Here is a 26,821-nt window from a genome sequence, read left to right as displayed (position 1 = left end):
GGGGTCCCGGTCGGGCGGGTCAGCCCAGGACGGCCGTCACCGTCCCGGCGCCGACGGTCCGTCCGCCCTCACGGATGGCGAAGCCGAGCCCCGCCTCCAGCGGGACGTCCCGTCCGAGCTCGACGGTCATCGTGACCGTCTCGCCGGGCCGGGCGACGCCCGCGGCCCCCAGGTCCACGTCCCCGACCACGTCGGCGGTACGGATGTAGAACTGCGGCCGGTAGCCGCTGGCCACCGGGGTCGTACGGCCGCCCTCGCGTCCGGAGAGCACGTACACCTGCGCGGTGAAGCGCCGCTTGGGCGTCACGCTGCCGGGGGCGGCCACCACGTGCCCGCGGCGCACGCCGTCGCGGGGCACCCCGCGCAGCAGGAGCGCAACGTTGTCCCCGGCCTCGGCGGACTCCATCGGCTTCCCGAAGGTCTCCAGGCCGGTGACGACCGTCTCGAGCGGCTCGCCGTCACCGCCCAGGACGGTGACGCGGTCGCCGAGGCGCACGCCGCCGCGCTCGACGGCGCCGGTCACGACCGTCCCGCGGCCGGTGATCGTCAGCACGTTCTCGACGGGCAGCAGGAACGGCGCCTGCGTGTACCGCACGGGCGTCGGCACGTAGGTGTCCACGGCGTCCAGCAGCGCCTCGATCGCCCCGGTCCACCGCGGGTCGCCCTCGAGTGCCCCGAGCCCGGAGACCCGTACGACGGGTGCGGCGTCACCGCCGTAGCCGTGCGCGGTGAGCAGCTCGCGGACCTCCAGCTCGACCAGGTCGGTCAGCTCGGGGTCCCCGGCGTCGGCCTTGTTGAGCGCGACCACGATGTGGTCGACGCCGACCTGGCGGGCGAGGAGCACGTGCTCGGCGGTCTGGGGCATGACCCCGTCGAGCGCGGAGACGACGAGGATCGCGCCGTCGAGCTGCGCGGCCCCCGTGACCATGTTCTTGATGTAGTCCGCGTGACCGGGCATGTCGACGTGGGCGTAGTGGCGGGTGTCGGTCTCGTACTCGACGTGCGTGAGGTTGATGGTGATGCCGCGGCGGGCCTCCTCGGGGGCCCGGTCGATGCGGTCGAAGGGCACGAAGGAGGCGCCCCCGCGCTCGGCGAGGACCTTGGTGATGGCGGCGGTGAGGGTGGTCTTGCCGTGGTCGACGTGACCCATGGTGCCGATGTTGAGGTGCGGCTTGGTCCGCACGAAGGCCGTCTTGGCCATGATGTCTTCCCGTGTGCTCGAAGCGTGCCGGGACCCCTGAACCGAGCCGACCCTCCCCCTGCGGGGTCCGCCGGACGATCCGGGAAGGGTCAGCTTCGTGCGCCGTCGAATGCGGCGAAGACGGGTGCGTCCGCGAATTCGGCAGCCTTCGGCGCGTCCGCGACTGCGGACGGCGCTGCGGGGAAGGCGTACCGGGACATGCCACTGATCCTGCCGGACCGTCCCGTGCCCGTCGAACGATTTAACGGGCGAACCGGCGGGCGCTCAGAGGTTCTTGAGCGCTTCGCGCACGGACAGCGGGGACAGGGCGTCGCGTTCGGCGTCGACGAAGGCGCGCACCGCGTCGGGGTCCGTCCTGGCGTACTCGCGCAGGGCCCAGCCGATGGCTTTGCGGAGGAAGAAGTCCGGGTCGCCGGCCCGGCGGCGGCAGTGGGCGAAGAGCCGCCCGGTGTCGGTGGAGTCCTTGTGGCGGAGCTGGTGGAGGAGGGCGGTGCGGGCGAGCCACAGGTCCTCGCTCTCGATCCACTCGTCCATCACTGGGCCCAGGCGGTCCGGGTCGGCGGCCACCAGCGGGCCGACCGCGTGCACGGCGAGCAGGTCGACGGTGTCCCACCAGGGGACGGTGGTGATCAGGTGCCGCATGACCGGGAGGGAGCCGGAGGAGCAGCGGGCGACGTGGCGGCGCAGGTAGTCCACGGCGAAGTAGTGGTACTCCCGCTCCGGAAGCCGCCAGCAGCGCAGCGCGAGCGCCACGCAGTCCGTCTCCGACGGCCGGGGGGTGTTCTTGGTCACTGTCTTCGACAGGTCCCGGCGCAGTGGTGCGGGGATGCCGAGGAAGGGTGCGACGTGTTTCATGTACGCGCCCATGGCGTCGGCCCGCACGGGATCGGCCGCGGCCGGGTACGTCCCGGTGAGCCGCTCCAGCAGGGTGTCCGCGAGGTCGCTGCGGGGAACCCCGGGGGGCCGTCCGTCGTTCGACAGCATGAGGCCCAGATTACGGCGCGATGCCGCATACCTCGGCTAGTCTCCCGGGATGTCCCTCCTCCTCGCTCCGTGGACCCGGCTGGCGCTGCTCGTCGTGCTGCTCGCGGCGGCCGGTGCGTGCGTGCTGGTCTACGAACCCCAGCGGATCCTCTCGGAGGGCTGGCCCCCCGGTCTCCCGGTCGGCGCGGCCGTTCTGCTGTTCGCAGCCGTGTACGGCGTGTGCTCGGCCGCGTTCGTGCCGCGTCCCCTGCTCAACCTGGCCGCGGGAGCCGTCTTCGGCACGCAGTTCGGCCTCGTCGCGGCGGTCGGGGGCACCGTGCTGGGTGCGGGCATCGCCTTCGGGCTGGGCCGGGTCATGGGGCAGGAGGCTTTGCGTCCGTTCCTGCGCGGACGTCTGCTGGAGGCGGCCGACGGGCAGCTCAGCCGGCACGGATTCCGCTCGATGCTGGCGGTGCGGCTCTTCCCCGGGGTGCCCTTCGTCGTGGCCAACTACGGCGCCGCGGTGTCCCGCTGCGGCTGGGCGCCCTTCCTGCTCGCGACGGCGCTCGGAGTGGTCCCGAACACCACGGCGTACGTGATCGCGGGGGCCAGCGCGTCCTCCCCCGGGTCCCCCGCCTTCCTCGTCTCGTTCGGCTTCATCGTGCTCTCCGTGGTGGCCGCCGGAGTCGTCGGCTGGCGCAAAAGGCACCGTCTGGCAGCCCCTCGGAACGACGGTCCGGCGTACGAACTGACGCCCCAGCACCCCCCTGTGGTCAGCGGCGCTTCACACGGGCCCTAGCATCGGGGGCGAACTGCCCGACGATCACAAGGACGAGCGCACCCCGACATGAGCTGGTTCGAATCCCTAATCCTCGGTCTCGTCCAGGGGCTTACGGAGTTCCTCCCGATCTCCTCCAGCGCCCACCTGCGGCTGACCGCGGCATTCGCCGGCTGGCACGACCCAGGAGCGGCCTTCACGGCCATCACCCAGATCGGCACCGAGGCCGCCGTGCTGATCTACTTCCGCAAGGACATCGCACGGATCGTCTCCACCTGGTTCCGGTCCCTGTACACGAAGGCCCTGCGCTCCGAACAGGACGCCAAGATGGGCTGGCTGGTGATCGTCGGATCGCTCCCGATCGGCATCCTCGGCCTCGTCTTCAAGGACGCGATCGTCGGTCCGGCCCGCGACCTGCGGCTGACGGCCACGACCCTCATCGTGATGGGCATCGTGCTGGGTGTCGCCGACCGGCTGGCCGCGCGCGACGAGGAGGGCGGCCGGCACCGGGCGATCCGTGAGCGCAAGACGCTCCAGCAGCTGGGCGTCAAGGACGGCCTGATCTTCGGCTTCTGCCAGGCGATGGCGCTGATCCCGGGTGTCTCCCGGTCCGGCGCGACGATCTCCGGCGGTCTGCTGCTGGGCTTCACCCGCGAGGCGGCGGCCCGTTACTCCTTCCTCCTCGCCATCCCGGCCGTGCTGGCCTCGGGTGCCTTCGAGATCAAGGACGTGATGGAGGAACCGGGCCACATCTCCTGGGGTCCCACGATCTTCGCGACGGTCATCGCCTTCTTCGTGGGTTACGCCGTGATCGCGTGGTTCATGAAGTTCATCACCACCAAGAGCTTCATGCCGTTCGTGATCTACCGGATCCTGCTGGGCATCCTGCTGTTCGTGCTGATCGGCACGGACGTGCTGAGCCCGCACGCCGGCGAGTCCGGCTCGTAGCGGGCCCGCACCACCACTTCGCGTGAATCGGAGGCCGCCCGGGAACGTTCCCGGGCGGCCTCCGCGTCGTTGTTGACGAAGAGAGCGCAACGCAAGCAGCAGGGGGTGTCCCATGGGTCGCGTGGTACTGGAGCGTTTTCCGGCCGGAAGTCCGCGGGGAAGCTGGCCCGCCGAGGAGTACGCGGCGCAGCGGATGCGCGAGGGCGTGCCGGCCGAGGTGGTCATGGATCTCGCCAGCGACGCGTTCCTCGTGGTGGTCCGGCAGCGGGAGGCGCGTTCCGGTCACTGACCGGCCGCGGGGAGATCCCGTCGGCGCACACCCCTTGGCCTCGCGCCCGCGCAGCCCCACACTGACCCGATGACGCAGCGTGTGGATCTCGCGACGGTGATGGACCGGCTGGCGATCGACGACGTGGTCACCGGCTACGCGGTGGCCGTCGACGACGGCGACTGGGACGCCTACCGGGCCCTGTTCACCGCCGACGGGCGGGCCGACTACAGCTCGGCGGGCGGGATCGAGGGTCCGGTGGCGCAGGTCGCGGACTGGCTCGCGGAGACGATGAAGCTCTTCCCCGTACGTCAGCACCTGATCGTCAACCGGCTGATCCGGCTGGAGGACGTCGCGGGATCGCCCGGAGACCGTGCCGAGGTCCGGGCCGACTTCCTGAACCCGATGCGCCTGGCGGGACCGGAGGACGACGGCACCGTCACCTCGCCCGATTTCGTGGCCGCCGGGCGCTACACCTTCGCCCTGGCGCGCACCCGGGACGGCTGGCGGCTCACCCGTGTCACCGTGCACGAGAAGTGGCGGCACATGACCGCGTGAGCCGGCGGGAGCCGGGCCCGCCCGCGCGGCCCGGAGGGCGGTTCTGCCCTGCACTGCCACACTGGAAGCGGAGGCGCGCCATGATCGTCACGCACAACGGGTGGTCCGGCCGCTGGCGCGCGCCCGCCGCAGTGGCCGCCGGGGCGCTGCCCGCCCTCGCGTTCCCCGCTCCCGCGCTCTGGTGGTTCGCCTACGTGGCCCTGGTGCCCTGGATGCTGCTGCTGAGATCGGCCTCCGGCGGGCGGCGGGCGGCCCTGGAGGGCTGGCTCGGCGGCGCCGGGTTCATCCTGGCCGTGCACCACTGGCTGCTGCCGAGCCTGCATGTGTTCCTGGTCCCGGTGGCGGCTCTGCTGGGGGTGTTGTGGATCCCCTGGGCGCTGCTCGTGCGGGAGCTGCTCGGCGGCCGTCCCTCGGCGGGCCGGGCGGCCCGGGCGCTGGTCCTCGTACCGGCGGGGTGGCTGCTGTCGGAGCTGGTCCGGTCCTGGCAGGGGCTGGGCGGGCCGTGGGGGCTGCTGGGGGCCAGTCAGTGGCAGGTGCCGCCCGCGCTGCGGCTGGCGTCGGTGGGCGGGGTGTGGCTGATCAGCCTGCTGGTGGTGGCGGTGAACTGCGCCGTGGTGCTGCTGGTCGCCGTGCCGGGGGCGCGGGTCCCGGCCGTGGCCGGGCTCACGGGCTGTGCGCTGCTGACGGGTGCGGTGTGGGTGTGGGCGGTCCGGCCGGCGGATTCGGGCGGGCTGCGGGTGGCCGTCGTACAGCCGGGTCCGGTGCCCGACGGCCCGGACAGCGCGGAGCGGCGGTTCGCCGCCGGTGAGCGGCTGACCCGGCCGCTGGCCGGGCAGCGGGTGGACCTGGTGGTGTGGGGCGAGAGCAGCGTGGGTGAGGACCTGTCGGCCCGCCCGGACCTGACCCGTCGGCTCGCCGCGCTGTCGGCGGAGGTCGGGGCTCCGCTGCTGGTGAACGTGGATGCGCGGCGGGCGGACCGGCCCGGGATCTACAAGAGCGCCGTGCTGGTCGGCCCGGGCGGCCCGACGGGTGACCGGTACGACAAGATGCGGCTGGTCCCGTTCGGGGAGTACGTGCCGGCCCGGTCGCTGCTGGGCTGGGCGACCTCGGTCGGCAGGGCGGCCGGCGAGGACCGCATGCGCGGGGACGCTCCGGTCGTCATGGACCTGCCGGGACGGCGGGACGGGGGCACGGTGGTCCGTCTCGGCCCGCTGGTCTGCTTCGAGTCCGCGTTCCCCGACATGAGCCGGCGCCTGACCCGCGACGGGGCCTCCCTGCTGATAGCCCAGTCGGCCACCTCCACCTTCCAGGAGAGCTGGGCGCCGGCCCAGCACGCCTCGCTGGCGGCCCTGAGGGCGGCCGAGAACGGCCGTCCGGTGGTGCACGCCACCCTGACGGGGGTCAGCGTCGTGCACGGCCCCTCCGGCGAGCGGATCGGGGCCGCCCTGCCGACGTCGGCGCGGACCGCGGAAGTGTACGAGGTGCCGCTCGCCCTGGGCCCGACCCTCTACGTCCGCTTCGGGGACTGGCCGGTGACCGCGGCCCTCGCCGCCCTGGCCCTCTACTGCGGTGCGGCGGGCGCCCGTTGGGTCACGAGGGTCACGAGGCCTTCTGCGCCTGCGCCAGTGCCGAGTCCACCACCAGCTCGCACAGCTCGTGGGTGAGCAGCGCGTCGCGCGCACTGAGCGTCCGGCCCGCCGCGACCGCCTCCAGGAAGTGGTCCACCACCTGCTCGATGCCGCGCTGGCGGGCGACGGACACCCAGTCCCCGCGCCGCCGCACGGTCGGCTGGCCCTTGTGGTCGATGACCTCGGCGAGGTTGACGACCTGCCGCTTGGTGTCCCGGCCCGATACCTCCAGGACCTCCTCGTTGGATCCGGACAGGCGGTTCATGATGCCGAGCGCGCTGAAGCCGGCGCCGGAGAGGTGGAGCACCACCTGGTGCATCAGGCCGTCGCGCACCACGGCGCGGACGTCGGTGTGCTCGGCTTCGCCCGGCAGCAGGAAGCGCAGGGTGTCGACGACGTGGATGAAGTCGTCGAGCACGAGGGTGCGCGGGTCCTCGGGCAGCCCGATCCGGTTCTTCTGCAGGACGATCAGCTCGCGCGGGTGGTCGGCGCACTGCGCGTAGCCGGGCGCGTAGCGGCGGTTGAAGCCGACGGCGAGCGACACCCCGCGCTCCTCGGCCAGTTCGACCAGATGCCGTGACGCCGTCAGCTCGTAGGCGAGCGGCTTGTCCACGTACGTCGGTACGCCGGCCTCCAGCAGCCGGGTGACGATCTCGGGGTGGGAGGCGGTCGGCGCGTGCACGAAGGCCGCGTCCAGCCCCTCGGCGAGCAGGGCGTCGAGGTCGGTGTGCCGGTGCGCCGCCGGGACGCGGTGGATCCCGCCGACCCGTTCCAGGGTCTCGGGGGTGCGGGTCTGCAGGTGCAGTTCGATGTCCGCGCGGGTGGTGAGGACGGGCAGGTACGCCTTCTGCGCGATGTCGCCGAGTCCGATGCAGCCGACCTTCACCGGGGCCTCCAGGTTCGTTCCTTGTGGGATTCCGGCAGCTTAATCCCTGGTGGCCGGGGGCCCGGTTCGCTCAGGATGGGCCACATGACCACCAGTTCAGGATCACACCGCGCCGAACCGTCCACCACCGCCGACGAGCGGGAGATGCTCGACGGCTGGCTCGACTACCACCGCGCCACCCTCCTGTGGAAGTGCGAGGGACTGCAGGACGAGGAGCTGCGCAGGACCCCGCTCGCGCCTTCCGAGTTGAGTCTTCTCGGGCTCGTACGGCACATGGCGGAGGTGGAGCGGTACTGGTTCCGGGAGATCATGCTGGGCGAGGACCTGCCCGAGCTGTACGTCACGGACGAGGACCGGGACGGCGACTTCCACTTCACCGAGGCGGCCACCTGGGCCGAGACCGAGCAGGTGTGGCGGGCGGAGGTCGAACTCGCGCGCCGGGCCGCCGCGGGCCGCTCGCTCGACCTGCGCTCGGACGCCGCGAGCCACCGCCGGGGCGAGGTGTTCAGCCTGCGCTGGGTCTACACCCACATGATCGAGGAGTACGCGCGCCACAACGGGCACGCGGACCTGCTGCGCGAGCACATAGACGGCACCACCGGCGAGTGAGCCGCAGCGCGGCCCGGGGTGGCGGGTGTCCGCCGGTCACCCCGCCGCGCGTCACCCGTGCGGGGTGAATATGGGCTCCCGGTTTTCACAACGGGGTCCTCGCACAGCAGAGTTGCGCGGGTGCATCCAACGCGAACCACGACAAAGCTGCTCCTCGGAGTCGCCTGCGCCGTTTCGGCGGTGTCCGGCTGTGTTCAAGTGAGCCCCGGACCCGTGCAGCCCGCGGCGGCCCCCGCCGCTGGGGTACCGCCCCGGCACGCGCCGCGCAGCGGGCCGGGGGCCGACCCGGTCGCCGTCCGCGCCCCCGCCCTGGAGGCGCTGGAGGCGGTCGAGGCGGCCCCGGAGCAGCCCGCGCGGCCGGCGGCCGCGGCCCCCGCCGTACGGGCCGCCGGACAGCCCGCACGGGGCGCCTCCGGCGGGCCCGTACAGGACGCGCCGCCGGTCCCCGACATCCCGGAGCCACGGCGGGCCGCCGAACCCGCTCAGGGGCGCCCTGACGGCCCCCGGCGCCATGCCCGGCCCGACACCGAGGCGGAGCGTGAGCTCGTGCGGAAGCTTCCCGTGCGGCCCGCCGACGTCTGCGCGCTCGGCCGCCGCCACGGCCGCTGGCATCCCGACAGCCCGGAGGCCCGGATCTGCGCGGGCGTCCACGGGGGCTGACCGAAGGCGGTCGGCCTGATCGCCGACACGACCCTAGGACTGTTCGGGAAAGGGCCGGGGGCCGGGTCCCGGCCCCGTTTCCCCGGCGAGGCGGCGCTCCAGCCGTGCGATTCCCGCCCGTACGCCGTTGCCGTAGCCGTCGTCCGCCAGCGCCGCGGAGGCCGCGCGGGCCCGCGCCAGGTGGACCCGGGCGGCATCCGGCCGCTGCAGCTTCAGGTAGTCGGCGGCCAGGCTGAGGTGCAGGGACGGGTAGAAGACGCGCATCGCGGGGCGCGGTTCCCGCTGCACCGGGCGTCCGTCCCCGCAGCCGGTGCCGGGCCCGTCGCGCGAGGCGTCGGCGGCGGTCAGGGCCCGCAGGTCCCAGGCCAGCTCGTCGGCGGGATCGTCCTGGGCGTCGGCCATGTAGTGGGCGAGGGTGCACCGGTGCAGGCAGTCGCCCTCCTCGCCGATCTCCTGCCAGATCTCGCCGAGCCGGTTGCGGGCCTCCTCGCGGTCCCCTGCGTGCAGCAGGATGACCGCCTGGCCGATCCTCGTCATGACGGCGTCCTCCGACGCCTCCTGCTGCTCGGTCACCGCGGCCTCCGGCTCACTCTGCCAGACCTGCGCCGGTCTGATCATCAAGAAGCTAGCCGGAGGTACCGGCGATGGCGCCGAGGCGCGGTGGGGCGTCAGCCGAGGTCCGGGATCCGCCAGTCGATCGGCTCATGTCCCTGGGCGGCGATGGCCTCGTTGATCTGCGTGAAGGGCCGGGAGCCGAAGAACTTCTTGGCGGACAGCGGCGAGGGGTGGGCGCCCTTGACGATCACGTGCCGCTCCTCGTCGATGAGCGGGATCTTCTTCTGGGCGTAGGCGCCCCACAGGACGAACACGGCCGGGTCGGGGCGGTCGGAGACCGCGCGGATCACGGCGTCGGTGAACTTCTCCCAGCCCTTGCCCTTGTGCGAGTTCGGCTCGGCCTCGCGGACGGTCAGCACCGCGTTGAGCAGCAGGACTCCCTGCTGGGCCCACGGCATCAGGTACCCGTTGTCCGGGACCTCCAGGCCGAGCTCCTCCTTCATCTCCTTGTAGATGTTGCGCAGCGAGGGCGGGGTCTTGACCCCGGGCTGCACGGAGAAGCACAGGCCGTGGCCCTGGCCGGCGCCGTGGTAGGGGTCCTGGCCGAGGACGAGGACCTTCACCTGCTCGAAGGGCGTGGCGTCCAGGGCCGCGAACACCTGCTCGCGGGGCGGGTAGACCGGCCCGTTCGCCCGCTCCTTCTCGACGAACTCGATGAGCTCTTTGAAGTAGGGCTGGTCCAGCTCCCCGCCGAGGACGGGGAGCCAGGACTCGGGCAGCATCTGGGTCACGGCGACAACCTCCGGTACAAGTTCGTGCAACTGCTCCAGAACCTACCGGGGGCCACTGACAACGCGTCGGCCGCCCGGGAGATCACCCGGGCGGCACCGCGGCTACCAGCTGGTCTTGCGGTACAGCTCCCACATCTGCATGGCCGTCTGCGGGTCGAGGGCCCGCTCGGCGCCCGCGATGTCCTCGCGCGCGGCCACGTACAGCTTGCCCTGCCACAGGGGCAGCAGCCGGACGTCCTCGGCGAAGATCTGCTGGGCCTTCTCGAACTCCTGCACCCCGGTGGAGCGGTCTCCGTCGCGACGGGACTTGGGCAGCAGGTCGGTGATGATCTCGTTCTGCTCGTACGGGGTGCCGACCGCGTTCTCCTTGCCGACGAACGGCGCGATGAAGTTGTCCGGGTCCGGGAAGTCGGGGAACCAGCCTCGGCCGAAGACCGGGTACTCCTGGCCCTTGTAGCCCTCCTGGAAGGCCTTCCAGGGCTGGCTGCGCAGGGTGATCCGGAACAGGCCGCTCTCGTCCAGCTGCCTCTTGAGCTCGGTGAACTCCTCGGCAGTGGAGGAGCCGTACCGGTCGGTGGTGTACCAGAAGGTCAGGTCGACCGGCTGGTTGATCCCGGCCTCCTTGAGGATCTTCTTGGCCTTGCCGACGTCCGCGGCGCCGTACTTGTCGTAGAACGGCGTCTTGTGGCCGACGACGCCCTTGGGAACCATCGAGTACAGCGGCTCCGCGGTGCCCTGGTAGACCTTGGAGACGAGGGTGCCGCGGTCGACGATCTGGGCGATCGCCTGGCGGACGGCGAGCTTGTTGACCGCCGGGTCCTTGGGGTTGAAGACCAGGTAGCGGATCTCGGCGCCGACGTTCTCGACGACCTGGACGCCCAGCGCGTGCGCGGCGGGGCTCTGGAGGTCGGTGACCTGCGGGGCCGACAGGCCTCGGTAGGTGGCGTCCAGCTCCTTGGCCTTCAGGTCCGCGACCATCTTCTGGGAGTCCGCGTAGTAGCGGATGGTCACGGCCTTGTTCTGGCGGTTCGCGAAGCCGGCGTAGCCCTTGTTCTCGGACAGGACGGCCTCGCCGCCGTCCTTGTAGGAGTCCAGCAGGTAGGGGCCCGAGCCGGTGATCTTGCCGTCCTCCCGCACCTTGTCGGCGGGGTAGTCCTTGGGCGCGACCAGCGAGGCGGCGGGCGAGCCGAGGACGTACGGGAAGGTGGCGTCCGAGGTCTTCAGGTGGAAGACGACCGTCAGCGCGTCGGGGGTCTCGATCTTGTCGAGGCTGCCGAAGAGGTCCTTCGGGCCGACCTTGGAGCCGATCGTCCGGATCCGGTCGAGGGAGTGCTTGACGGCCTTGGAGTCGAGGGGCTCGCCGTTGGAGAACTTCAGGCCCTTGCGCAGGGTGCACCGGTAGGCCTGGCTCGCACCGTCGGTGAACTCGCAGTTCTGGGCGGCGTCCGGCTGGGGCTTGGTGGAGCCCGTGGGGAACGCCAGAAGGGTCTGGTAGACGTTCCGGTACAGCTCCCAGGAGCCGTCCCACGCCGCGGCGGGATCGAGGGTGCTCGGCGCGCTCGTGGTCCCTACGACGATCCGCTTCGCCTCGTCGCCGTCGTCATCCGACAGCAGGCCGCAACCGGCGAGCAGGGATATGGACGCAAGGGCCGCAGTGATCTGCAGGCATCTGGTCCGGTTGAACACGTGCACGCTCCTCGATCAGCCAGGGGTGCGGCAGACCCTACCGCAGTGCCCCACGAATCCAATGGGTTGGTTTCGTGAGGCACTTGACCGGTTCCGTGCATATTCGATACCTATTTACCTCCCTTTCGGAGGCAAATACGTCCGATTATCGGTCAGTGGACCCCGGCATTGAGGAACATCCCACCGTCGACGACCAGAGTTTGGCCCGTGATCCATTCCGCTTGTGCAGATGTAAGAAACGCCGCGGCCCCGCCGATGTCCTCGGGGAGACCGAGCCGGCCGAGCGGATAGGCCGTCGCGGCCTCCTGCTCCCGGCCCTCATAGAGCGCCTGGGCGAACTTGGTCTTGACCACCGCGGGGGCGATCGCGTTCACGCGGACCCCCGGCGCCATCTCGTGGGCGAGCTGGAGGGTGAGGTTGACCATGGCGGCCTTGCTCATCCCGTACGCGCCGATGAAGGGCGAGGCGGAGACGCCGGCGATCGACGCGATGTTCACGATCGCGCCGCCGTTCTCCTTCTGCCAGGCGTGCCAGGTCCGCTGGGCGAAGCCGAGCGCGGAGATCACATTGGTCTCGAAGACCTTCCGCGCGACCCCGAGGTCGAGGTCCGCGATCGGGCCGAAGACCGGATTGGTGCCGGCGTTGTTCACCAGGAAGTCGACCCGGCCGAAGGCCTCCATCGTGCGCTCGACGGCGTGGGCCTGGTGGGCCTCGTCGTGCGCCTTCCCGGCGACCCCGATCACCCGGTCCGCGCCGAGGCGCTCCACGGCCTCCTTGAGGGCCTCCTCGTTGCGTCCGGTGATGCAGAGCCGGTCGCCCCGGGCGACCAGCGCCTCGGCGATGCCGTAGCCGATGCCCCGGCTCGCCCCGGTGATCAGCGCGACCTTGCCGCTGTCGGTACCGCTGTACGTCATGACGTGCGCCCTGCCTCTCGTTCGGTGCGTCAGTTGAGGGGGCCGCCGGCCACGTACATGACCTGGCCGGAGACGAAGCCGGCGGCGTCACCGGTGAAGAAGGCGATGGCGTTGGCGATGTCGTCCGGGCGGCCGACGCGCTGGACCGGGATCTGGGTGGCCGCGGCCGCCTGGAAGTCCTCGAAGCCCATGCCGACGCGGGCGGCCGTCTGGGCGGTCATCTCGGTGACGATGAAGCCGGGGGCGACGGCGTTGGCGGTGACGCCGAACTTGCCGAGCTCGATGGCCAGGGTCTTGGTGAAACCCTGCAGACCGGCCTTGGCGGCCGAGTAGTTGACCTGGCCGCGGTTGCCGAGGGCCGAGCTGCTGGAGAGGTTCACGATGCGGCCGAACTTCGCCTCCACCATGTACTTCTGACAGGCCTTCGACATCAGGAAGGCACCGCGCAGGTGCACGTTCATGACGGTGTCCCAGTCGGTCTCGCTCATCTTGAACAGCAGGTTGTCGCGCAGCACGCCCGCGTTGTTGACCAGGATGGTGGGAGCGCCGAGTTCGGCGGCGACGCGCTCGACGGCCGCCTCCACCTGGGCGCCGTCCGAGACGTCGCAGCCGACCGCCAGCGCCCGGCCGCCGGCCGCCGTGATGGCCTCGACGGTGTCCTTGCAGGCCGCCTCGTCGAGGTCGAGTACGGCGACGGCGCGGCCCTCGGCGGCCAGGCGCAAGGCGGTGGCCGCGCCGATGCCCCGGGCCGCCCCGGTCACGATGGCGACGCGCTGCTCGGTGGTGGACATGCTGGTTCTCCTCGCCCTTGAGAGACGGCCGCCCAGGGGTGAGCAACCGCTTAGTAGCTTCAGCTGAGGAGACGCTAGGAGCCCTGGCACCCCGTGTCAACGGCCGCCGGTACGACACCGGCCGGGGACACGCCCTCAGCGGACGAGGAGGTCCAGGAGCCGCTCCACCTCCGCCGCGGGGTCGGCCGTCAGGCCGGTGTGCACCGGCCCGGGCTGCACCACCGTGCTGCGCGGGGCGATCAGCCAGCGGAACCGGCGCCCGGCGTCGTCACCCGCCGCCTGCCCCGCCGCCTCGCCGCCGCCGCACACGCCCTCGACCCCGCGCAGGGCGGCCCGTACGCCGGCCACGTCGGCCCCCGGGTCCAGCGCGAGGAGCTTCGCCTCGTCGAGGTGGGTGCGCGCGGCCACGTAGGAATGCGCCCGGCAGTAGACGATCACGCCGGCGTTGAAACATTCGCCGCGTTCCATCCGGGGCACCACGCGCACCAGCGCGTACTCGAACACGTCCCGCTTGGTCACTCGTCGCCGCTCTTCTTCTTGTGGGTCTTGTGGGGCCATTCCGGCAGGTGGTCGGTGAGCCAGCCGGGAGGTCCGGCCGACGCCTTCACCTCGGCCTCCAGCGAGATCCTCTCGTGGATCGTGGCCGCGCGCGGCACCAGCGCCTCCACGTAGGCGCGGCGCAGCGCGTCGGTGGAGTCGAAGCCCGGCTCGTCGACGAGCCACTCGTCCGGGACCTCGGCGGTGACCTCGGTGAGCAGTTCCTCGGTGACCAGCGGGGCGAGTACGGCGGCCGCCGCCTCGATGTCCGGGCCCACGGGGGCCAGTACGTGGTCGGAGGCGTTGTAGGGCTTGGCTGCGGCGGCCTGGGCCGTGGGCCAGTTGTGGTGCCAGATCATGGTGGCGCCGTGGTCGATGAGCCAGAGGTCCCCGTGCCAGACCAGCATGTTCGGGTTGCGCCAGGACCGGTCGACGTTGTTGATGAGGGCGTCGAACCAGACCACGCGCCCGGCCTCGGCGGGGTCCACGCGGTAGGCGAGCGGGTCGAAGCCGATGGAGCCCGGCAGGTAGTCCATGCCGAGGTTGAGGCCGCCGCTGGCCTTGAGCAGCTCCTGGACCTCCTGGTCGGGCTCGGCGAGCCCGATCACGGGGTCGAGCTGCATCTGCACCAGCGTGGGGACCCTGAGTCCCAGCCGCTGGGCCAGGCGGCCGCAGATGACCTCGGCGACCAGGGTCTTGCGGCCCTGGCCGGCTCCGGTGAACTTCATGACGTACGTTCCGCAGTCGTCGGCCTCGACGATCCCGGGGAGCGAGCCGCCCTCACGCAGGGGCGTCACATAGCGGGTCGCGATCACTTCTGTGAGCATTTTCCCAGGCTATCGGGCGGACAAGGTGCACGATCAAAGGATTTTCCTGCTCGGGGGCGAAACGGTGCGAACCAGCCCTCCCGAGCTCACGCCCCAGCGGCGTCCGCGGCCTTGCCGGAGGGCTGCGCCGTCGGGATGCGCTGGGTGAAGAACAGCGCGATGAGCGCGGCGAAGGCCAGGACGGAGAGCGCCGCGCGCAGGCCGTCGACCCTGGCCTCCTCGTTCGCCTCGATCGCGGCGTCGGTCACCTCGGGGCTGACGCCGGCCTCGGCGAGCGCGCTCTCCAGCTGGACGTCCGACAGGAAGGGCGCGCCGCTCGCGAGCTGGACGGTCGCCTGGCTCTTGACCGAGCTCGGGACGGCCGGGTTCTCCGTGACGCTGGTCAGGAAGGAGGACGTGAGCGTCGCGATCATGATGGATCCGGCGAGGGCCGTACCGATGGACGAGCCGAGGTTGGTGACGGCGTTCTGGACGCCTCCGACCTCCGCGGACTGCGTCTGCGGCACCGCGGACACGGTGACCGCACCCAGCTGGGACGCGAGGGCGCCCATGCCGAGCCCGATCAGCAGCAGGGGGACGGTGACCACCTCCGCTCCCGCGTCCACGTCGAGCGCGCCCAGGAGGACCACCGCTCCCGCGAGCAGGGCGAGGGTCCCGAGCCGGACCACGCGACGCGGTGAGACGTCCGGGAGGAAGCGCGGGATCAGGGTCGCGGCCGCCAGCAGCGTGATCGACAGCGGCAGGAGCCGGGCACCGGTCGCCAGGGCTGACAGGCCCAGCGCGACCGACAGGTAGAGCGGGACGACGAAGAAGACGCCCATCATCACCAGGTACTGGAAGAAGAACATGGTCAGCCCGCCGGTGAGCTGCTTGTTCTGCAGCATGGCGGGGTCGACGAGCGGCTCCTGCCGCCGCGCCACCAGCCGGCCCTCCCAGCGGAGGAAGAGCCAGACCAGGAACAGCCCCAGCAGCATCAGCCACACGGTCAGCGACACCCCGAACCACGCGGGCCCGCCCTCCTTCGGCCTGAACCAGCCCCACTCGTCCGACCGCAGCACTCCGTAGACGAACGTCCCGAGCCCGAGCGCCGACAGGACGACGCCGACGAGGTCGATGCGCGGACGTTCCTCGCTCACGGCGTCCGCGATGGGGCGGGCGAGCACGAGGATGCCGGCCACCACCAGCACCTCACCGGCGAAGACCCACCGCCAGGAGAAGTAGGTCGTGGCGATCCCGCCGATGAGGGGCCCCAGCGCGATGGCGATGGCGCCGGCCGCCGCGACCAGGCCGTAGGCGGCGGGACGGCGTTCGGCGGGGAAGTTCCCGGCGACGAGGGCCACGATCGCGGGCAGGATGAGCGCCGCCCCGACCCCTTCCAGGAAGGACCAGCCGATCAGCAGCACGGTGAGGTTCGGTGCGATCGAGGTGACGAGGGAGCCGCAGCCGTAGATCACGCAGCCGATCAGGAAGGCGCGTTTGCGGCCGATCAGCACCCCGACCTTGCCACCGGGGATCATGAGCATGGCCATCACCAGGGTGTAGGCGGTGATGGCGCCCTGGATGCCGGTCACGGTCGTACCGAGGTCTCCGGCGACGGTGGCGATGGAGACGTTCATGACGGAGCTGTCGAGCGCCATCAGGAACTGGCCCGCCGCGAGCGTCATCAGGACGAGTCGCGCCTTCGCGGGGTTGCCGGTCGCCGTCCCTGCCCTGGATGCCATGGCTGCATGCTTCCAGCCGCCCGCGGGAGCGGCCGGACGACCCGCCCGGGAGTCAGCCGGACGGACAGTCGGCGACCGGATCGTCGTGGACCAGGGCACACACCATCTGGGCGCCGCGCCGGTCCTCGGGGTAGACGGCGCGGAGCTCCTCCTCGAAGGCCTTCCACTGCCGGGTGATCTCGGCGGTGGCCCCGGCGGTGGCACGGCGGAAGTTGTCGCCCGTCTGCGCCCGGGCGGACGCGGGCGTGTCCTTGTTCAGGTCCCGGTTGTGGGAGACGCGGCCGTCGCAGTCGGCGGGCTTGACCCCGGTGGAGTCGAAGTCCGGGAAGCAGCCGCTCGCGAGGTCCTCGGGGACCATGGCCCGGACCTCCCGGTTCCAGTCGGCGTCCTTCATCCCGCTGTAGCGGCGGATGTCGAAGAACGGGACGACCCCGGTACGACCCAGCCCCGGCGGGTTGGCGACCCCCGTGGGGCCGGGCGCGGCCTCGTCGGCCCAGTTGGAGTGGGCGTAGAAGTCCTCGAGCTGGTGCCAGCCGCGGCCGAGCTGTTCCAGGACGGCGCACTTGGCCGGTGCGGGCCGCTCGTCCCACGTGCAGTGCGCGGACAGGTCGGTCTGGTCCGCGCGCACCCTGCCGTCGGCGTCGACGAGGCCGTCGGCCGCCCGTACGGCATTGCGCAAGCGCGCGACGGAGGTGCCGACGCAGGCGACGAGCTCGGTGGTGGCCTCGTCCCGGGTGCGGGGGTAGCCGGGGGCGTGGCGCGGTGAGAGGTGGTCGGCGTTGTCGCAGTGCAGTGGGCCCAGATCGAAGTAGGGGCGCCTGTCGTTGGCGTTGATCGCCCCGTTGCGGGCGTCGGCCATCTCGGCGAGCGTGGCGGGCTGCCACGGCAGGGCGCGCCGGGTGATGTCCTCGTGGTGGTCCCCGGTGAAGGCGTGGGCCGGACCGCTCGGCAGCACGACGAGGGCGGCGAGAGTGGTGAGCGCGGTGAGCGCGGCCGCCGGCAGGGCCGCGGCGGCGCGGGCCGGCGGTGCGGGGTTCGGTCTCTTCACGGCAGGCTCCCGGCTCGGTTGCGGCGAAGGTGCTTCCATGCTGCGCACCGCCAGCCGTCCCCCGCATCCGCGGCCCGTACGGCACCACCGGCCGTCCCCCGCATCCGCGGCCCGTACGGCACCACCGGCCGTCCCCCGCATCCGCGGCCCGTACGGCACCACCGGCCGTCCCTGCATCCGCGGCCCGTACGCGACCTGCCCGGCGGCACTGCGGCCGGCGCCCGTGTCCGTCCCGCGCGGTGACGGCCGGGCGCCCTCGCGCGCCCGGCGGGCGCCAGACCTACAGTTGAGGGCGAGGTGGCGTGCCGGGACTCGGGGCGGCCGCTCCCTTGGCCCAGTTTCCCCGCGCCAGGGCGCGACAACCCCAGGAGGGCATGCGACATGTCCACTGCATCTGAAACCCCGGTTCTGGACACCCTCGCCGCCATGACGGTCGATTCGCTCGAGCGGTGCGGGATGGACCCGTCCATGCTGCTCATGACGCGGATCGCGGCGCTCGCCGCCTCGGACGCCCCTCCGATCTCCTACCTCGCCCACATCGACCCCGCGCTCAAGGCCGGCCTGACGGCCGAGCAGTTGCAGGACGTGCTGGTCGCCATCGCGCCCATCGTCGGCACCGCCCGCGTCATGACGGCGGCGGGCAACATCACCAGGGCGCTCGGCGTGGCGATCGCGGTCGCCGAGGCGGAGGCCCAGGCCGAGATGGACGCCATGGGCTGACCCGGAACGACAGCCGGACCGGTCGGGTGGCCGACCGGTCCGGCCCGGTCGGTCGGCCCGTACGGCCGGTCCGTGGGTCGGGACCGCCGTCCGTGGGGCGGGGCGGTCATGTGGGCGGGCAGCAGACAGATCAGTCAGGCCAGGCAGGATTTCAGGAGGGCGTCCATGTCCCGGAGTGCGATCACCGCGATGCGGGCGGTGCCCGGTGCCACGCCCGAGGAGCGCGCGGCCATGGGCAAGGACGCCCGCCGCCGTTGCCCCCGGTCGGGGCACGCCGTGTACCAGCCGTCCCCCGACCGGCCGGATCCCCTGACGATCCTGGAGGCGCAGTCCGCGACACGGGTGCCCGAGCTGGTCCCGATCCGCTACGCCCGGATGACGGAGTCCCCGTTCCGCTTCTACCGGGGAGCCGCCGCGATCATGGCGTCCGACCTGGCCGGCACCCCGGCCTCGGGCATCGCGGCGCAGCTCTGCGGTGATGCGCACCTGCTGAACTTCCGCCTGCTGGCCTCGCCGGAGCGGCGGCTGATGTTCGACATCAACGACTTCGACGAGACGCTGCCCGGCCCCTGGGAGTGGGACGTCAAGCGGCTGTCCGCGAGTCTCGTCATCGCCGCCCGGGCGAACGGCTTCGACGAGGCCGAGCGCGCCCGCATCGTGAACTCCGCGGTGCGCTCGTACCGCGAGGCGATGACCGGCTTCGCAGGGATGGGCAATCTCGACGTCTGGTACGCGAAGACCGACGCGGAGGGTCTGGAGGCCCTCGTCACCGAACAGCTCGACAAGCGCGGCCGCAAGAAGCTGGCCACGGCGATGGCGAAGGCCCGGTCGCGGGACAGCCTGCAGGTCTTCGACAAGCTCACCGAGGTGGTCGACGGCCACCCCAGGATCGCGGCGGACCCCCCGCTGCTGGTGCCGCTCGCCGACCTGCTGCCGGAGGAGGAGCGCGGCGACCTCGTGGAACGGCTCGGCTCACTGGTGCGTCGCTACGGCCACACGCTGGAGAGCAACCGCCGGGCCCTGCTGGAGGACTACCGCCTGGTGGACGTCGCCCGCAAGGTGGTCGGCGTCGGCAGCGTCGGCACCCGCTGCTGGATCCTGCTCCTGCTCGGCAAGGACGGCCGCGACCCGTTGTTCCTCCAGGCCAAGGAGGCCGACACCTCCGTGCTCGCCGACCACGTCGGCGCCAGTGTGTACGCGAACCAGGGCGAACGCGTGGTGTCGGGACAGCGGTTGATGCAGGCGGCCAGCGACATCTTCCTCGGCTGGGAGCGGGTGGACGGCATCGACGGCAGGAAGCGGGACTTCTACATCCGCCAACTGCGCGACTGGAAGGGCATCGCGATGCCGGAGACGATGTCGCCCGCACAGCTGGAGACCTTCGGCAACGCCTGCGGGATGACCCTGGCCCGGGCGCACGCCCGCTCCGGCGACCGGGTGGCGATCGCCTCGTACCTCGGCCGGGGCGACGTCTTCGACCGGGCGCTCGCCGAGTTCGCCGAGGCGTACGCCGACCAGAACGAACGTGACCACCAGGCCCTGGTGGACGCCGTACGGGCCGGCCGCCTGCCCGCGCGGGAACTCCCGGCGGACTGACGGCGGACCCGCAGGGCCGGACGGCGCCATCCCCTCCTGCGGAGCCGGCCGGCGGGGCGCACGATCAGAACGCGAAGACCGCGTTGCCGTTCAGGGTCGCGGCCATGGTGCAGGAGTTGGCGAACGTGTGGTCCCAGGCGACGCGGCGGCCCTCCCACACGCCGACCGCGGACACGGTGACGGGAGCGTAGTGCATCGGGCACGCCCGGTCCGGGTCCGGCTCGGAGAGCAGCCGGTCGAACGTGCCGCCGGTGGCTTTCAGGGCCGCGCACGCGGCCTTGGGGTCGGGGTGCGTCCCCTGGGCACCCGGCGCGCAGCTGACGGTGGTGGCGCGGACGACGGTGGGTGCGGTCACGTCGTCCCCCTGGGCGACGCTGAAGACCATGGCCGACGGGGCGTACAGGCTCTCGGGCTGGGCCTGCGCGATGCCGGCGGCACCGGCCAGACAGAGGAGCGCGGCAGCGGAGACGGCGGCGGAGCGACGGTAACGCACGGGAATACTCGCTTTCGATTCTTTGGTTGAGCGCGATTATTTCTTTCGGTATCGCGCTCCTTCGCACCAAAGCCTCGCGGAGTCGAAGGTGCATTGCACATCGACGACCGATTTACGGACACCTGGTCCGCATAACGGTGATCGAATGACCGTTCGGGCTGCTCAGACGCGGTGCGACGGCGCCGTCACCCTGGGCGACCGCCCGGCGCTCCGGGCGGTGACGTGCGACGTTGCGGACGCCGCACCGCTCCGGGGCGCCCCGGGTTCACCGGACAGCTACCCAGCTTGTCCGGATGTGTGCGCTCCGGGGCGGCCCGCGGGGGCCCACCGGCCCAGCAGCTCCTCGGTCGTGGTGATGGCTGCCACCAGCGCGAGGGAGTTGCGGATGACCTCGGCGGTGCAGGAGGCGGGCACTCCGGCGATGGCGTCGGCGGGGACCACGACCCGGTAGCCCAGGTTCACGGCGTCGAAGACGGTGTTCGGAATGGCGATGTTGGAGGACACCCCGGTGACCACGAGGGTGCGGATCCCGAGGTTGCGCAGGAGCGCGTCCAGGTCGGTGCCGGCCATGGGCGAGAGGCCGTGCAGACGGCGCAGGACGAGGTCCCGCTCGGCGACGGTGACGGGCGCGGCGACCTCCACCGCGCGGCTCCCGGTCAGCTGTCGCACGGGCAGCCTGCCGGCGGCCCGGAACAGCCGCGCATTGGTGTTCGCACCGAGGCCGTCCGGCCGGCGCTCGGCGACCGCGTGCAGCACTTGTACGCCGGCCCCGCGCGCGGCCTCGACCAGTGCGGCGACCCGTCCCAGCATCCCGGAGTCCCGCGCCTCCTTGGCGAGTTCGGGCAGCGCGCTCTCCTCGCCCACGACGCCGTTCTGGCACTCGACGGTCAGCAGTGCGGTCGTGGCGGGATCGAGGTCCGGCATGACTCCCCCTGGCGCGGCGTCGGAAGAGCCCTCATGATTCCTGACACACAGTCAGATGTGAAGGGGCGCGGTACCCATGGACGAGACTCAGCGGCGGGGCCGCCGCATCATGATGAGCGCGGAGGAAGTGGACGTGTTCCTGCGGAAGCAGAGGACCTGCCGGGTCGCGACGGTCTCCCCCGACGGACGCCCGCACGTGGGCGCCCTGTGGTTCGCGTGGGACGGCAGCTCGCTGTGGCTGTACTCGATCACGCGCAGCCGCCGCTGGGCGGACCTGCGCAAGGACCCGCGGATCTCGGTGGTCGTGGACGCGGGCGAGTCGTACGACGAGCTGCGCGGCGTGGAACTGTCCGGCAGCGCGGTCTTCGTGGGCGAGGCCCCGCGCACGGGCGAGCCCTGCGCCGAACTGGCGGAGGCCGAACGGATCTTCCCGGTCAAGAACTTCGGGATCGAGGAGATGCCGCACGACGGACGGCACGCGTGGATCCGCCTGACCCCGGACACGGTCGTCTCCTGGGACTTCCGCAAGATCTGACACCCCCTACGCGTGCTGGAGTCCGGCGGCCGCGGTCCGGAGGGCGTCGACCGCGGCACGGATGGAGGGCCGACGGTCGGCGTCCGCGCGCCAGACGGCGTACACGTGACGCCGCACGGCGTCGCAGACGGGCAGCAGCCGGACCCCCGGCGGCACCGGGCCGCGGCCGAGCTTCGGCGCGACGCACACCCCGAGCCCGGCCTCGACGAAGGCCAGTTGGGTGTGGTGCTCCTCGGCGATGTGCGCGATGCGCGGCTCCATTCCGGTACCGCGCAGGGTGAAGACCAGCCATTCGTGGCAGAACTGGCCCTCGTTCCAGGAGATCCACTCGTCGTCCGCGAACTCGGCGAGGGAGATCGAGGGCCGGTCCGCCAGCCGGTGGCCGGCCGGGACGGCGATGTCGACGGAGTCGTCCAGCAGGTGCGTCCGGGTGAGCTCGGCCGGCACCGGCATCCGCTTGTTGTGCCAGTCGATGGCGAGGGCCATGTCGAGGTCGCCCCGCACGACGGCGGCCATGCTCTCCTCGGGCTCCTGCTCGCGCACCCGGACCCGCAGGTCCGGGTGGCCGGTGCGCAGCGCGGACACGGCCCGGGGCAGCAGTCCTCGCATGGCGGTGGGGAAGGCGCCGATGCGCAGCTCGCCGACGGCGCACCCGCGCTGCGCCTCGACGTCGGCCTGGGCCTGCTCCACCTGGGAGATGATCCGGGCCGCGTGGTCGGCGAGCAGCCGGCCGGCGTCGGTGAGGCGGACCCCGCGGCCGTTCTTCGCCAGCAGCGGCTGGCCGACCTCGCGCTCCAGCTTGGCCATCTGCTGGGACACGGCGGAGGTGGTGACGTGGAGTCCGTCGGCGGCGCCACTGACCGAGCCGTGGCGGGCGAGGGCATCGAGGGTGCGCAGGCGCTCCAGGTTCAACATGTAAGCGATGCTACGCCGTCACCATGAGAAGATCTCGCTTGTCCTACGAAGTTGATACGAGCACAGTAAGGGCCATGAGCGCACCCGCAGCCCCTCGGCCGACCCTGCCGACCCCTTCACAAAGCGCCGCCGACGCCGACGCGACCGCCGCCGCCACGACCGCGCCGACGCCGGCGGCGGTCACGACCGCGGCCACCCGTCGGCGCGGCCTGCTCGACTGGCGGGTGCGGTTCGCGATCCTCTCGGTGATCTGGGGCTTCAGCTTCCTGCTGATCAAGGTCGGCACCGAGGCGTACGCACCCTTCCAGGTGGCCCTGGGCCGGGTCCTGTTCGGCGCGCTCGCGCTCCTCGCCGTGCTCATGGTCCGCCGGGAGCCGCTCCCCCGCGGCCTGCGCACCTGGGGCCACCTCACCGTGGCGGCGCTGCTGCTCAACACCGCTCCGTTCTCGCTCTTCGCCTACGCCGAGCTGAGCATCCCCTCCAGCCTGGCCGGCATCTGCAACGCCACGTCCCCGCTCTGGGGCATGGCGCTGTCGCTGGTCGCCCTCTCCGAGGACCGCCCGACGCGCCGCCGCTTCGCCGGCCTGGGCCTGGGCTTCCTCGGCGTGCTGACCGTGCTCGGCGCCTGGCACGGCTTCTCCGGCGTCGATGCCAAGGGCACCGCCTTCGCCCTGCTGGCCTCCCTCTGCTACCCCGTCGGCTGGATCTACGTCCGCCGCACGCTGGCCGGCACCCCCGGTTCTCCGGTGGCCCTGACCGGCGGCCAGCTCATGGTCTCCACCCTCCAGCTCGCGCTGGTCAGCGCCCTGTTCACCTCGGCCCCCGCCTCGTTCCCGCTCTGGCCGACCCTGTCGGTGATCGCCCTGGGCGCCCTCGGCACCGGCATGGCCCTGCAGATGCAGTACGGCCTGGTGACGGAGGTCGGGCCGACCACCGCCCAGATGGTCACCTACTTCATCCCCGTCATCGCCACCACGGCCGGTGTCCTGGTCCTCGGCGAGCAGTTGCACTGGAACACCCCGGTCGGCGCCGCGATCGTCCTGGCGGGGGCCGCCCTCACCCAGACCCGGCCCGCGCCCGGCAAGCCGGCCTGACCGTGCCCGCCCCGGTGGTCCCGCCTGGGCCACCGGGGCGGGCACGTCCGGCTCACCGGGCGCGCCCGGCGACGGACCCGCGGTCAGTCGTTCCGGCCGCCCGCCGTTCCCGGCCGGACCGCCGCGGCCACGGCGTCGGCCAGGACCGGCACCTCCGCCACCTCCAGCCGGGACACCGTCAGCCGCACGCCCGGCCCCGACTCCACCCGGAACACGGCCCCGGCTGCGACCCCCCACCCCGCCGCGAGCAGCCTCGTGACCACCACCGTCTCGTCGGCCACCGGCACCCACACGTTCAGCCCGGTCCGCCCGTGCGCCGGCACGCCCCGCTCCCGCAGGGCCTCGACGAGCGCGTCCCGCCGCTCCCCGTAGGCCCGCGCGACGGCCGCCCGGTCCACCGCCCGCGAGGTCCACAGCTCCACCACTGCGTGCTGGAGCAGCCGGCTCACCCACCCCGGGCCCAGCCGCTGGCGTCCCCGCACCCGGTCCAGGGTCACCTCGTCGCCCGTCAGGACGGCGAGCCGCAGGTCCGGCCCGTACGCCTTGGCCGTGGAGCGGATCAGCACCCAGTGCCGGGTCACCCCGCCCAGCGGGTGCAGCGGCAGGTCGACGATCCCGTGCCCGTGATCGTCCTCGATCAGCAGCACTCCGGGGTACTGCGTGAGCAGTTCCCGCAGCTCCGCCGCTCGCTGCGCGCCCACCGCCGCGCCGGTCGGGTTCTGCGCCCGGGAGGTCACCACCAGTGCCCGCGCCCCGGCCGCGAGGGCCCTGGCCACCGCCTCGGGGCGGGGCCCGTCGTCGTCCACGGCGACGGGCAGCAGCCTCAGCCCGAGGGCGGGCACCAGGTCGAGCGCGCCGCCCCACCCGGGGTCCTCGACCGCCACGGCGTCACCGGGCCTCAGGTGTGCGACCAGGACCCGTTCGATCGCGTCCAGCGCACCCGAGGTCACCGCGACCGGCCCGGGAGGCACCGCGTCCGCGTCGAGTTCGGCGCGGGCGATCCGCGCCAGATCGGGCGCGACCGGGTCCGCCCCGTAGAGGGTCGGCGCCTGCGCGTGGCGGCGGGCGGCGGCCGCCAGGGCCCCGTCCAGCGCGGGCAGCAGCGACACGTCGGGGTTGCCCTCCGCGATGTCCCGTACGCCGGCCGGCACCACCATCCGCAGCGCGTCCCGCGGGGTGCTCGAAGGACGGGCGCGCACCCGGCTCCCGCGCCTCCCGTCCGTTTCGATGACGCCCCGCTCGCGCAGCGTCCGGTAGGCGGCCGCCACGGTGTTGGGGTTGACGCCGAGCACACCCGCCAGCTCCCGCATCGGCGGCAGCAGCGCTCCGGGCGGCAGCTCGCCCGACGCCACGCCCGCCTCGACGCTGGCCGCGATGTCAGATGTGCGACGACCTGTGATCCGATACTCTCCTAGCACAAACAATATTATGCACTAGTGCAATGGAGTCCGCATCATGACCGCCACGCCTGCCACCGAGACGACGGAGAGCACCGGGACGACCGGCGCGTACGAGCCCACCGACCGCACGGTCCCCACCCGCTCCCGCGACCGGGCGCGCTACGACCGCGAGACGGTGCACTCGATACTCGACGGGGCCTACATCTGCCACCTGGGCTTCGTCCGCGACGGCGCGCCGGTGGTCCTGCCGACGCTGTTCGCCCGGGTCGGAGAATCGCTCTACATGCACGGATCCACCGGATCCCGCCCGTTGCTCGCGGCGGGCCGCAGCGACCCGGGCCTGCCCGTCTGCGTCACCGTCACCCACGTCGACGGCCTGGTGCTGGCCCGATCGGCCTTCCACCACTCGCTCAACTACCGCTCGGTGGTCGTCCACGGCACCGCCCGCCAGGTGACCGACGAGGCGGAGTGCCGCACGGCCCTGGACGCCATGGTCGACGCCGTGGCCCCGGGCCGTTCCGGCGACGTCCGGCCGGCCAACGCCAAGGAGCTCGCCGCCACCGCGGTGATCCGGGTGGACCTGGAGGAGGTGTCCGCGAAGCTCCGTACCGGACCGGTGAACGACGACGCCGAGGACCTCGGCCTGCCGCACTGGGCGGGCCTGGTCCCGGTCGGTACGACGTACGGGACGCCCGTGCCCGCCGCGGACCTGGCCCCCGGCATCGCCGTACCGGACTACCTCACCGCGCTCTGACGGATCGGCCGCACGGCGGCGGGCACTGCGCGACCGGTGGCTCCGGCGGGCTCCGCGGACGGGCCCGCCGGACGGCGGGACTCCGCCACGATCAGCGCACCGACCGCCGCCAGCAGCAGTGCGGTGCCCAGCACCACGGCGCCGGTCAGCCGCTCACCCAGGACGAGGACGGCGATCGCCGCCGCGCTCACCGGCTCGATCAGCATGATCACCGAGACGGTCGCGGCGCGCACGGCGGCGGCTCCGGTGAAGTAGAGGGCGTACGCCAGCGCCGTCGGCACCGTGGCGACGTACAGCAGCAGCCAGAGCACCCGCCCCAGGTCGGCGGTGTGCGGCAGCAGCCCCTCGGCCGCGGCGAGCGGCAGCAGGCACACCGCGCCCACCGCGACGGACCAGGCGGTGGTCACCAGCGGGTCCCCGGACGCGCCCCGCCGGCCGAGCCGGCGGGCCCGCAGGGTCATCGCGGCGTACCCGGAGGCAGACAGCAGCGCCCAGCCGACGCCGAGCGGGCGCACCTCGGCCCCGCCGCTGCCCAGGACCAGGACGGCCAGCCCCGCGAGCGCCCCGGCCACGGCGACCGTGCCGCCGCGGCCGAGACGTTCGCCCATCCAGGAGCGCGCTCCGAGCGCGATGAGCACGGGCCCCGCACCGAGGGTGACCACGGTGCCCACGGCCAGCCCGGTCTCGCGCACGGCGGCGAAGTAGGCGGCCTGGAAGACGGTGAAGAGCAGCCCGGTCACGATCAGGGAGCCCACCGAGGGCGAGACCGCGGACGACCGCACCCGCCCCCGCCCGGGACGGGCCCGCCGGACGGCGAGCACCCCGAGCAACACGACGAGCCCGCCGGCGCACCGCCAGAACGACAGGGCGAGCGGGCCGAGGTCACTGGCCAGGAAGAGGAGGGAGGCGGCCGCCCCGGCGGTGCCCCAGGCGGCTCCGGCGACGACGAGGTACAGCAGACTGCGCCCGGCAGCGGGCGAGTGGTTCGACACGTGAGTTCTCCGCGCGTGAAGGATGAGTG

General features: G+C 72.6%; 29 protein-coding genes. 12 read left to right on the top strand and 17 right to left on the bottom strand.

What is annotated here, in order from left to right; all coding sequences use genetic code 11:
* Nucleotides 1-19: 19 nt before the first annotated feature.
* Together tuf and IH80_RS0112300 are read right to left on the bottom strand one after the other, a co-directional pair.
* The gene (gene tuf, locus IH80_RS0112310) at nucleotides 20-1,201 is read right to left on the bottom strand and encodes an elongation factor Tu (RefSeq protein ID WP_030960041.1); all 1,182 of its coding nucleotides are present in this window, start codon (nucleotides 1,199-1,201) and stop codon (nucleotides 20-22) included.
* A 264-nt stretch (nucleotides 1,202-1,465) separates the two neighbouring features.
* Nucleotides 1,466-2,185 carry a DNA alkylation repair protein gene (locus IH80_RS0112300; RefSeq protein WP_030960037.1) on the bottom strand — a complete coding sequence of 240 codons (720 nt, stop codon included), beginning with the start codon at nucleotides 2,183-2,185 and terminating at the stop codon, nucleotides 1,466-1,468.
* A 49-nt stretch (nucleotides 2,186-2,234) separates the two neighbouring features.
* On the opposite strand from IH80_RS0112300, the gene IH80_RS0112295 reads away from it, so the two are divergent.
* The 5 genes from IH80_RS0112295 to lnt all read left to right on the top strand — a co-directional run bounded on the left by IH80_RS0112295 (nucleotide 2,235) and on the right by lnt (nucleotide 6,380).
* Nucleotides 2,235-2,963 carry a TVP38/TMEM64 family protein gene (locus tag IH80_RS0112295; protein ID WP_030960035.1) on the top strand — a complete coding sequence of 243 codons (729 nt, stop codon included), beginning with the start codon at nucleotides 2,235-2,237 and terminating at the stop codon, nucleotides 2,961-2,963.
* Nucleotides 2,964-3,011: 48 nt separating this feature from the next.
* Nucleotides 3,012-3,890, top strand: coding sequence for an undecaprenyl-diphosphate phosphatase (locus tag IH80_RS0112290; RefSeq protein WP_030960034.1), 879 nt, complete (start codon nucleotides 3,012-3,014; stop codon nucleotides 3,888-3,890).
* A gap of 112 nt (nucleotides 3,891-4,002) precedes the next feature.
* Nucleotides 4,003-4,179: a hypothetical protein gene (locus tag IH80_RS43680; protein WP_106967693.1), complete on the top strand. Its 177-nt coding sequence runs from the start codon at nucleotides 4,003-4,005 to the stop codon at nucleotides 4,177-4,179.
* Between the two features lie 69 nt (nucleotides 4,180-4,248).
* A complete protein-coding gene (locus IH80_RS0112280) occupies nucleotides 4,249-4,716 on the top strand; it encodes a nuclear transport factor 2 family protein (protein WP_030960033.1) in 468 nt (155 codons plus the stop codon).
* Nucleotides 4,717-4,796: 80 nt separating this feature from the next.
* Nucleotides 4,797-6,380: an apolipoprotein N-acyltransferase gene (lnt, locus tag IH80_RS0112275; RefSeq protein ID WP_030960032.1), complete on the top strand. Its 1,584-nt coding sequence runs from the start codon at nucleotides 4,797-4,799 to the stop codon at nucleotides 6,378-6,380.
* Here lnt and IH80_RS0112270 read toward each other — a convergent pair.
* The gene (locus IH80_RS0112270) at nucleotides 6,316-7,230 is read right to left on the bottom strand and encodes a Gfo/Idh/MocA family protein (RefSeq protein WP_030960030.1); all 915 of its coding nucleotides are present in this window, start codon (nucleotides 7,228-7,230) and stop codon (nucleotides 6,316-6,318) included. The two genes, lnt and IH80_RS0112270, sit on opposite strands and share 65 nt — an antisense overlap.
* Nucleotides 7,231-7,314: 84 nt before the next feature.
* Between IH80_RS0112270 and IH80_RS0112265 the strand changes: the two genes are divergently transcribed.
* Together IH80_RS0112265 and IH80_RS0112260 are read left to right on the top strand one after the other, a co-directional pair.
* The gene (locus tag IH80_RS0112265; protein WP_030960028.1) at nucleotides 7,315-7,839 is read left to right on the top strand and encodes a DinB family protein; all 525 of its coding nucleotides are present in this window, start codon (nucleotides 7,315-7,317) and stop codon (nucleotides 7,837-7,839) included.
* Between the two features lie 198 nt (nucleotides 7,840-8,037).
* On the top strand, nucleotides 8,038-8,499 hold the full coding sequence (locus IH80_RS0112260; protein WP_234432213.1) for a hypothetical protein: 462 nt from the start codon (nucleotides 8,038-8,040) through the stop codon (nucleotides 8,497-8,499).
* A 33-nt stretch (nucleotides 8,500-8,532) separates the two neighbouring features.
* On the opposite strand, the gene IH80_RS0112255 is transcribed toward IH80_RS0112260, so the two are convergent.
* The 9 genes from IH80_RS0112255 to IH80_RS40775 all read right to left on the bottom strand — a co-directional run bounded on the left by IH80_RS0112255 (nucleotide 8,533) and on the right by IH80_RS40775 (nucleotide 17,369).
* Nucleotides 8,533-9,072 carry a hypothetical protein gene (locus IH80_RS0112255; protein ID WP_051809184.1) on the bottom strand — a complete coding sequence of 180 codons (540 nt, stop codon included), beginning with the start codon at nucleotides 9,070-9,072 and terminating at the stop codon, nucleotides 8,533-8,535.
* A gap of 95 nt (nucleotides 9,073-9,167) precedes the next feature.
* Nucleotides 9,168-9,836, bottom strand: coding sequence for a uracil-DNA glycosylase (locus IH80_RS0112250; RefSeq protein ID WP_030960024.1), 669 nt, complete (start codon nucleotides 9,834-9,836; stop codon nucleotides 9,168-9,170).
* A gap of 111 nt (nucleotides 9,837-9,947) precedes the next feature.
* Nucleotides 9,948-11,531: an ABC transporter substrate-binding protein gene (locus IH80_RS0112245; RefSeq protein WP_030960023.1), complete on the bottom strand. Its 1,584-nt coding sequence runs from the start codon at nucleotides 11,529-11,531 to the stop codon at nucleotides 9,948-9,950.
* Nucleotides 11,532-11,683: 152 nt separating this feature from the next.
* Nucleotides 11,684-12,445 (bottom strand): SDR family oxidoreductase, encoded by a 762-nt coding sequence (locus IH80_RS0112240; protein WP_030960021.1) that lies wholly within the window; start codon nucleotides 12,443-12,445, stop codon nucleotides 11,684-11,686.
* Nucleotides 12,446-12,474: 29 nt separating this feature from the next.
* Nucleotides 12,475-13,236, bottom strand: coding sequence for a 3-oxoacyl-ACP reductase FabG (gene fabG, locus IH80_RS0112235; protein ID WP_030960018.1), 762 nt, complete (start codon nucleotides 13,234-13,236; stop codon nucleotides 12,475-12,477).
* Between the two features lie 135 nt (nucleotides 13,237-13,371).
* Nucleotides 13,372-13,755 carry a DUF3037 domain-containing protein gene (locus tag IH80_RS0112230; protein WP_030960016.1) on the bottom strand — a complete coding sequence of 128 codons (384 nt, stop codon included), beginning with the start codon at nucleotides 13,753-13,755 and terminating at the stop codon, nucleotides 13,372-13,374.
* Nucleotides 13,752-14,600 (bottom strand): HipA family kinase, encoded by an 849-nt coding sequence (locus tag IH80_RS0112225; protein WP_030960014.1) that lies wholly within the window; start codon nucleotides 14,598-14,600, stop codon nucleotides 13,752-13,754. The genes IH80_RS0112230 and IH80_RS0112225 overlap by 4 nt, the downstream gene beginning before the upstream one ends.
* Nucleotides 14,601-14,686: 86 nt before the next feature.
* Nucleotides 14,687-16,321, bottom strand: coding sequence for an MFS transporter (locus tag IH80_RS0112220; protein WP_030960013.1), 1,635 nt, complete (start codon nucleotides 16,319-16,321; stop codon nucleotides 14,687-14,689).
* Between the two features lie 52 nt (nucleotides 16,322-16,373).
* A complete protein-coding gene (locus IH80_RS40775) occupies nucleotides 16,374-17,369 on the bottom strand; it encodes a hypothetical protein (RefSeq protein WP_051809171.1) in 996 nt (331 codons plus the stop codon).
* A 381-nt stretch (nucleotides 17,370-17,750) separates the two neighbouring features.
* Between IH80_RS40775 and IH80_RS0112210 the strand changes: the two genes are divergently transcribed.
* Both IH80_RS0112210 and IH80_RS0112205 read left to right on the top strand, forming a co-directional pair.
* Nucleotides 17,751-18,089 (top strand): carboxymuconolactone decarboxylase family protein, encoded by a 339-nt coding sequence (locus IH80_RS0112210; RefSeq protein ID WP_030842368.1) that lies wholly within the window; start codon nucleotides 17,751-17,753, stop codon nucleotides 18,087-18,089.
* Nucleotides 18,090-18,254: 165 nt separating this feature from the next.
* Nucleotides 18,255-19,685: a DUF2252 domain-containing protein gene (locus IH80_RS0112205; protein WP_030960011.1), complete on the top strand. Its 1,431-nt coding sequence runs from the start codon at nucleotides 18,255-18,257 to the stop codon at nucleotides 19,683-19,685.
* 64 nt (nucleotides 19,686-19,749) lie between these two features.
* Here IH80_RS0112205 and IH80_RS0112200 read toward each other — a convergent pair whose 3' ends face one another.
* Both IH80_RS0112200 and IH80_RS0112195 read right to left on the bottom strand, forming a co-directional pair.
* The gene (locus IH80_RS0112200; RefSeq protein WP_030960010.1) at nucleotides 19,750-20,178 is read right to left on the bottom strand and encodes a subtilase-type protease inhibitor; all 429 of its coding nucleotides are present in this window, start codon (nucleotides 20,176-20,178) and stop codon (nucleotides 19,750-19,752) included.
* A 276-nt stretch (nucleotides 20,179-20,454) separates the two neighbouring features.
* Nucleotides 20,455-21,102, bottom strand: coding sequence for a cysteine hydrolase (locus IH80_RS0112195; RefSeq protein ID WP_030960009.1), 648 nt, complete (start codon nucleotides 21,100-21,102; stop codon nucleotides 20,455-20,457).
* Nucleotides 21,103-21,178: 76 nt separating this feature from the next.
* On the opposite strand from IH80_RS0112195, the gene IH80_RS0112190 reads away from it, so the two are divergent.
* The gene (locus tag IH80_RS0112190) at nucleotides 21,179-21,637 is read left to right on the top strand and encodes a pyridoxamine 5'-phosphate oxidase family protein (protein WP_030960007.1); all 459 of its coding nucleotides are present in this window, start codon (nucleotides 21,179-21,181) and stop codon (nucleotides 21,635-21,637) included.
* 6 nt (nucleotides 21,638-21,643) lie between these two features.
* On the opposite strand, the gene IH80_RS0112185 is transcribed toward IH80_RS0112190, so the two are convergent.
* Nucleotides 21,644-22,552, bottom strand: a complete 909-nt coding sequence (locus tag IH80_RS0112185; protein ID WP_030960006.1) for a LysR family transcriptional regulator — start codon at nucleotides 22,550-22,552, stop codon at nucleotides 21,644-21,646.
* 74 nt (nucleotides 22,553-22,626) lie between these two features.
* Between IH80_RS0112185 and IH80_RS0112180 the strand changes: the two genes are divergently transcribed.
* A complete protein-coding gene (locus IH80_RS0112180; protein ID WP_199819248.1) occupies nucleotides 22,627-23,646 on the top strand; it encodes a DMT family transporter in 1,020 nt (339 codons plus the stop codon).
* 83 nt (nucleotides 23,647-23,729) lie between these two features.
* Here IH80_RS0112180 and IH80_RS0112175 read toward each other — a convergent pair whose 3' ends face one another.
* Nucleotides 23,730-25,064, bottom strand: coding sequence for an aminotransferase class I/II-fold pyridoxal phosphate-dependent enzyme (locus IH80_RS0112175; protein ID WP_030960003.1), 1,335 nt, complete (start codon nucleotides 25,062-25,064; stop codon nucleotides 23,730-23,732).
* A 37-nt stretch (nucleotides 25,065-25,101) separates the two neighbouring features.
* On the opposite strand from IH80_RS0112175, the gene IH80_RS0112170 reads away from it, so the two are divergent.
* Nucleotides 25,102-25,800 carry a pyridoxamine 5'-phosphate oxidase family protein gene (locus tag IH80_RS0112170; RefSeq protein WP_030960002.1) on the top strand — a complete coding sequence of 233 codons (699 nt, stop codon included), beginning with the start codon at nucleotides 25,102-25,104 and terminating at the stop codon, nucleotides 25,798-25,800.
* Here IH80_RS0112170 and IH80_RS0112165 read toward each other — a convergent pair.
* Nucleotides 25,782-26,792, bottom strand: coding sequence for a DMT family transporter (locus IH80_RS0112165; protein ID WP_078906474.1), 1,011 nt, complete (start codon nucleotides 26,790-26,792; stop codon nucleotides 25,782-25,784). The genes IH80_RS0112170 and IH80_RS0112165 overlap by 19 nt on opposite strands.
* Nucleotides 26,793-26,821 lie beyond the last annotated feature (29 nt).

The sequence above is a fragment of the Streptomyces sp. NRRL S-378 genome, assembly GCF_000720645.1.
Taxonomy (GTDB): Bacteria; Actinomycetota; Actinomycetes; order Streptomycetales; family Streptomycetaceae; genus Streptomyces.
This window is presented reverse-complemented; position numbering and strand designations above follow the sequence as displayed.

Excerpts from the sequence above, each read along its gene's own strand:
- tuf (WP_030960041.1), bottom strand. The coding sequence starts at position 1,201 with ATGGCCAAGACGGCCTTCGTGCGGACCAAGCCGCACCTCAACATCGGC.
- IH80_RS0112300 (WP_030960037.1), bottom strand. The coding sequence starts at position 2,185 with ATGCTGTCGAACGACGGACGGCCCCCCGGGGTTCCCCGCAGCGACCTC.
- IH80_RS0112295 (WP_030960035.1), top strand. The coding sequence starts at position 2,235 with ATGTCCCTCCTCCTCGCTCCGTGGACCCGGCTGGCGCTGCTCGTCGTG.
- IH80_RS0112290 (WP_030960034.1), top strand. The coding sequence starts at position 3,012 with ATGAGCTGGTTCGAATCCCTAATCCTCGGTCTCGTCCAGGGGCTTACG.
- IH80_RS43680 (WP_106967693.1), top strand. The coding sequence starts at position 4,003 with ATGGGTCGCGTGGTACTGGAGCGTTTTCCGGCCGGAAGTCCGCGGGGA.
- IH80_RS0112280 (WP_030960033.1), top strand. The coding sequence starts at position 4,249 with ATGACGCAGCGTGTGGATCTCGCGACGGTGATGGACCGGCTGGCGATC.
- lnt (WP_030960032.1), top strand. The coding sequence starts at position 4,797 with ATGATCGTCACGCACAACGGGTGGTCCGGCCGCTGGCGCGCGCCCGCC.
- IH80_RS0112265 (WP_030960028.1), top strand. The coding sequence starts at position 7,315 with ATGACCACCAGTTCAGGATCACACCGCGCCGAACCGTCCACCACCGCC.
- IH80_RS0112250 (WP_030960024.1), bottom strand. The coding sequence starts at position 9,836 with ATGCTGCCCGAGTCCTGGCTCCCCGTCCTCGGCGGGGAGCTGGACCAG.
- IH80_RS0112240 (WP_030960021.1), bottom strand. The coding sequence starts at position 12,445 with ATGACGTACAGCGGTACCGACAGCGGCAAGGTCGCGCTGATCACCGGG.
- fabG (WP_030960018.1), bottom strand. The coding sequence starts at position 13,236 with ATGTCCACCACCGAGCAGCGCGTCGCCATCGTGACCGGGGCGGCCCGG.
- IH80_RS0112225 (WP_030960014.1), bottom strand. The coding sequence starts at position 14,600 with ATGCTCACAGAAGTGATCGCGACCCGCTATGTGACGCCCCTGCGTGAG.
- IH80_RS0112220 (WP_030960013.1), bottom strand. The coding sequence starts at position 16,321 with ATGGCATCCAGGGCAGGGACGGCGACCGGCAACCCCGCGAAGGCGCGA.
- IH80_RS0112210 (WP_030842368.1), top strand. The coding sequence starts at position 17,751 with ATGTCCACTGCATCTGAAACCCCGGTTCTGGACACCCTCGCCGCCATG.
- IH80_RS0112205 (WP_030960011.1), top strand. The coding sequence starts at position 18,255 with ATGTCCCGGAGTGCGATCACCGCGATGCGGGCGGTGCCCGGTGCCACG.
- IH80_RS0112195 (WP_030960009.1), bottom strand. The coding sequence starts at position 21,102 with ATGCCGGACCTCGATCCCGCCACGACCGCACTGCTGACCGTCGAGTGC.
- IH80_RS0112190 (WP_030960007.1), top strand. The coding sequence starts at position 21,179 with ATGGACGAGACTCAGCGGCGGGGCCGCCGCATCATGATGAGCGCGGAG.
- IH80_RS0112185 (WP_030960006.1), bottom strand. The coding sequence starts at position 22,552 with ATGTTGAACCTGGAGCGCCTGCGCACCCTCGATGCCCTCGCCCGCCAC.
- IH80_RS0112180 (WP_199819248.1), top strand. The coding sequence starts at position 22,627 with ATGAGCGCACCCGCAGCCCCTCGGCCGACCCTGCCGACCCCTTCACAA.
- IH80_RS0112170 (WP_030960002.1), top strand. The coding sequence starts at position 25,102 with ATGACCGCCACGCCTGCCACCGAGACGACGGAGAGCACCGGGACGACC.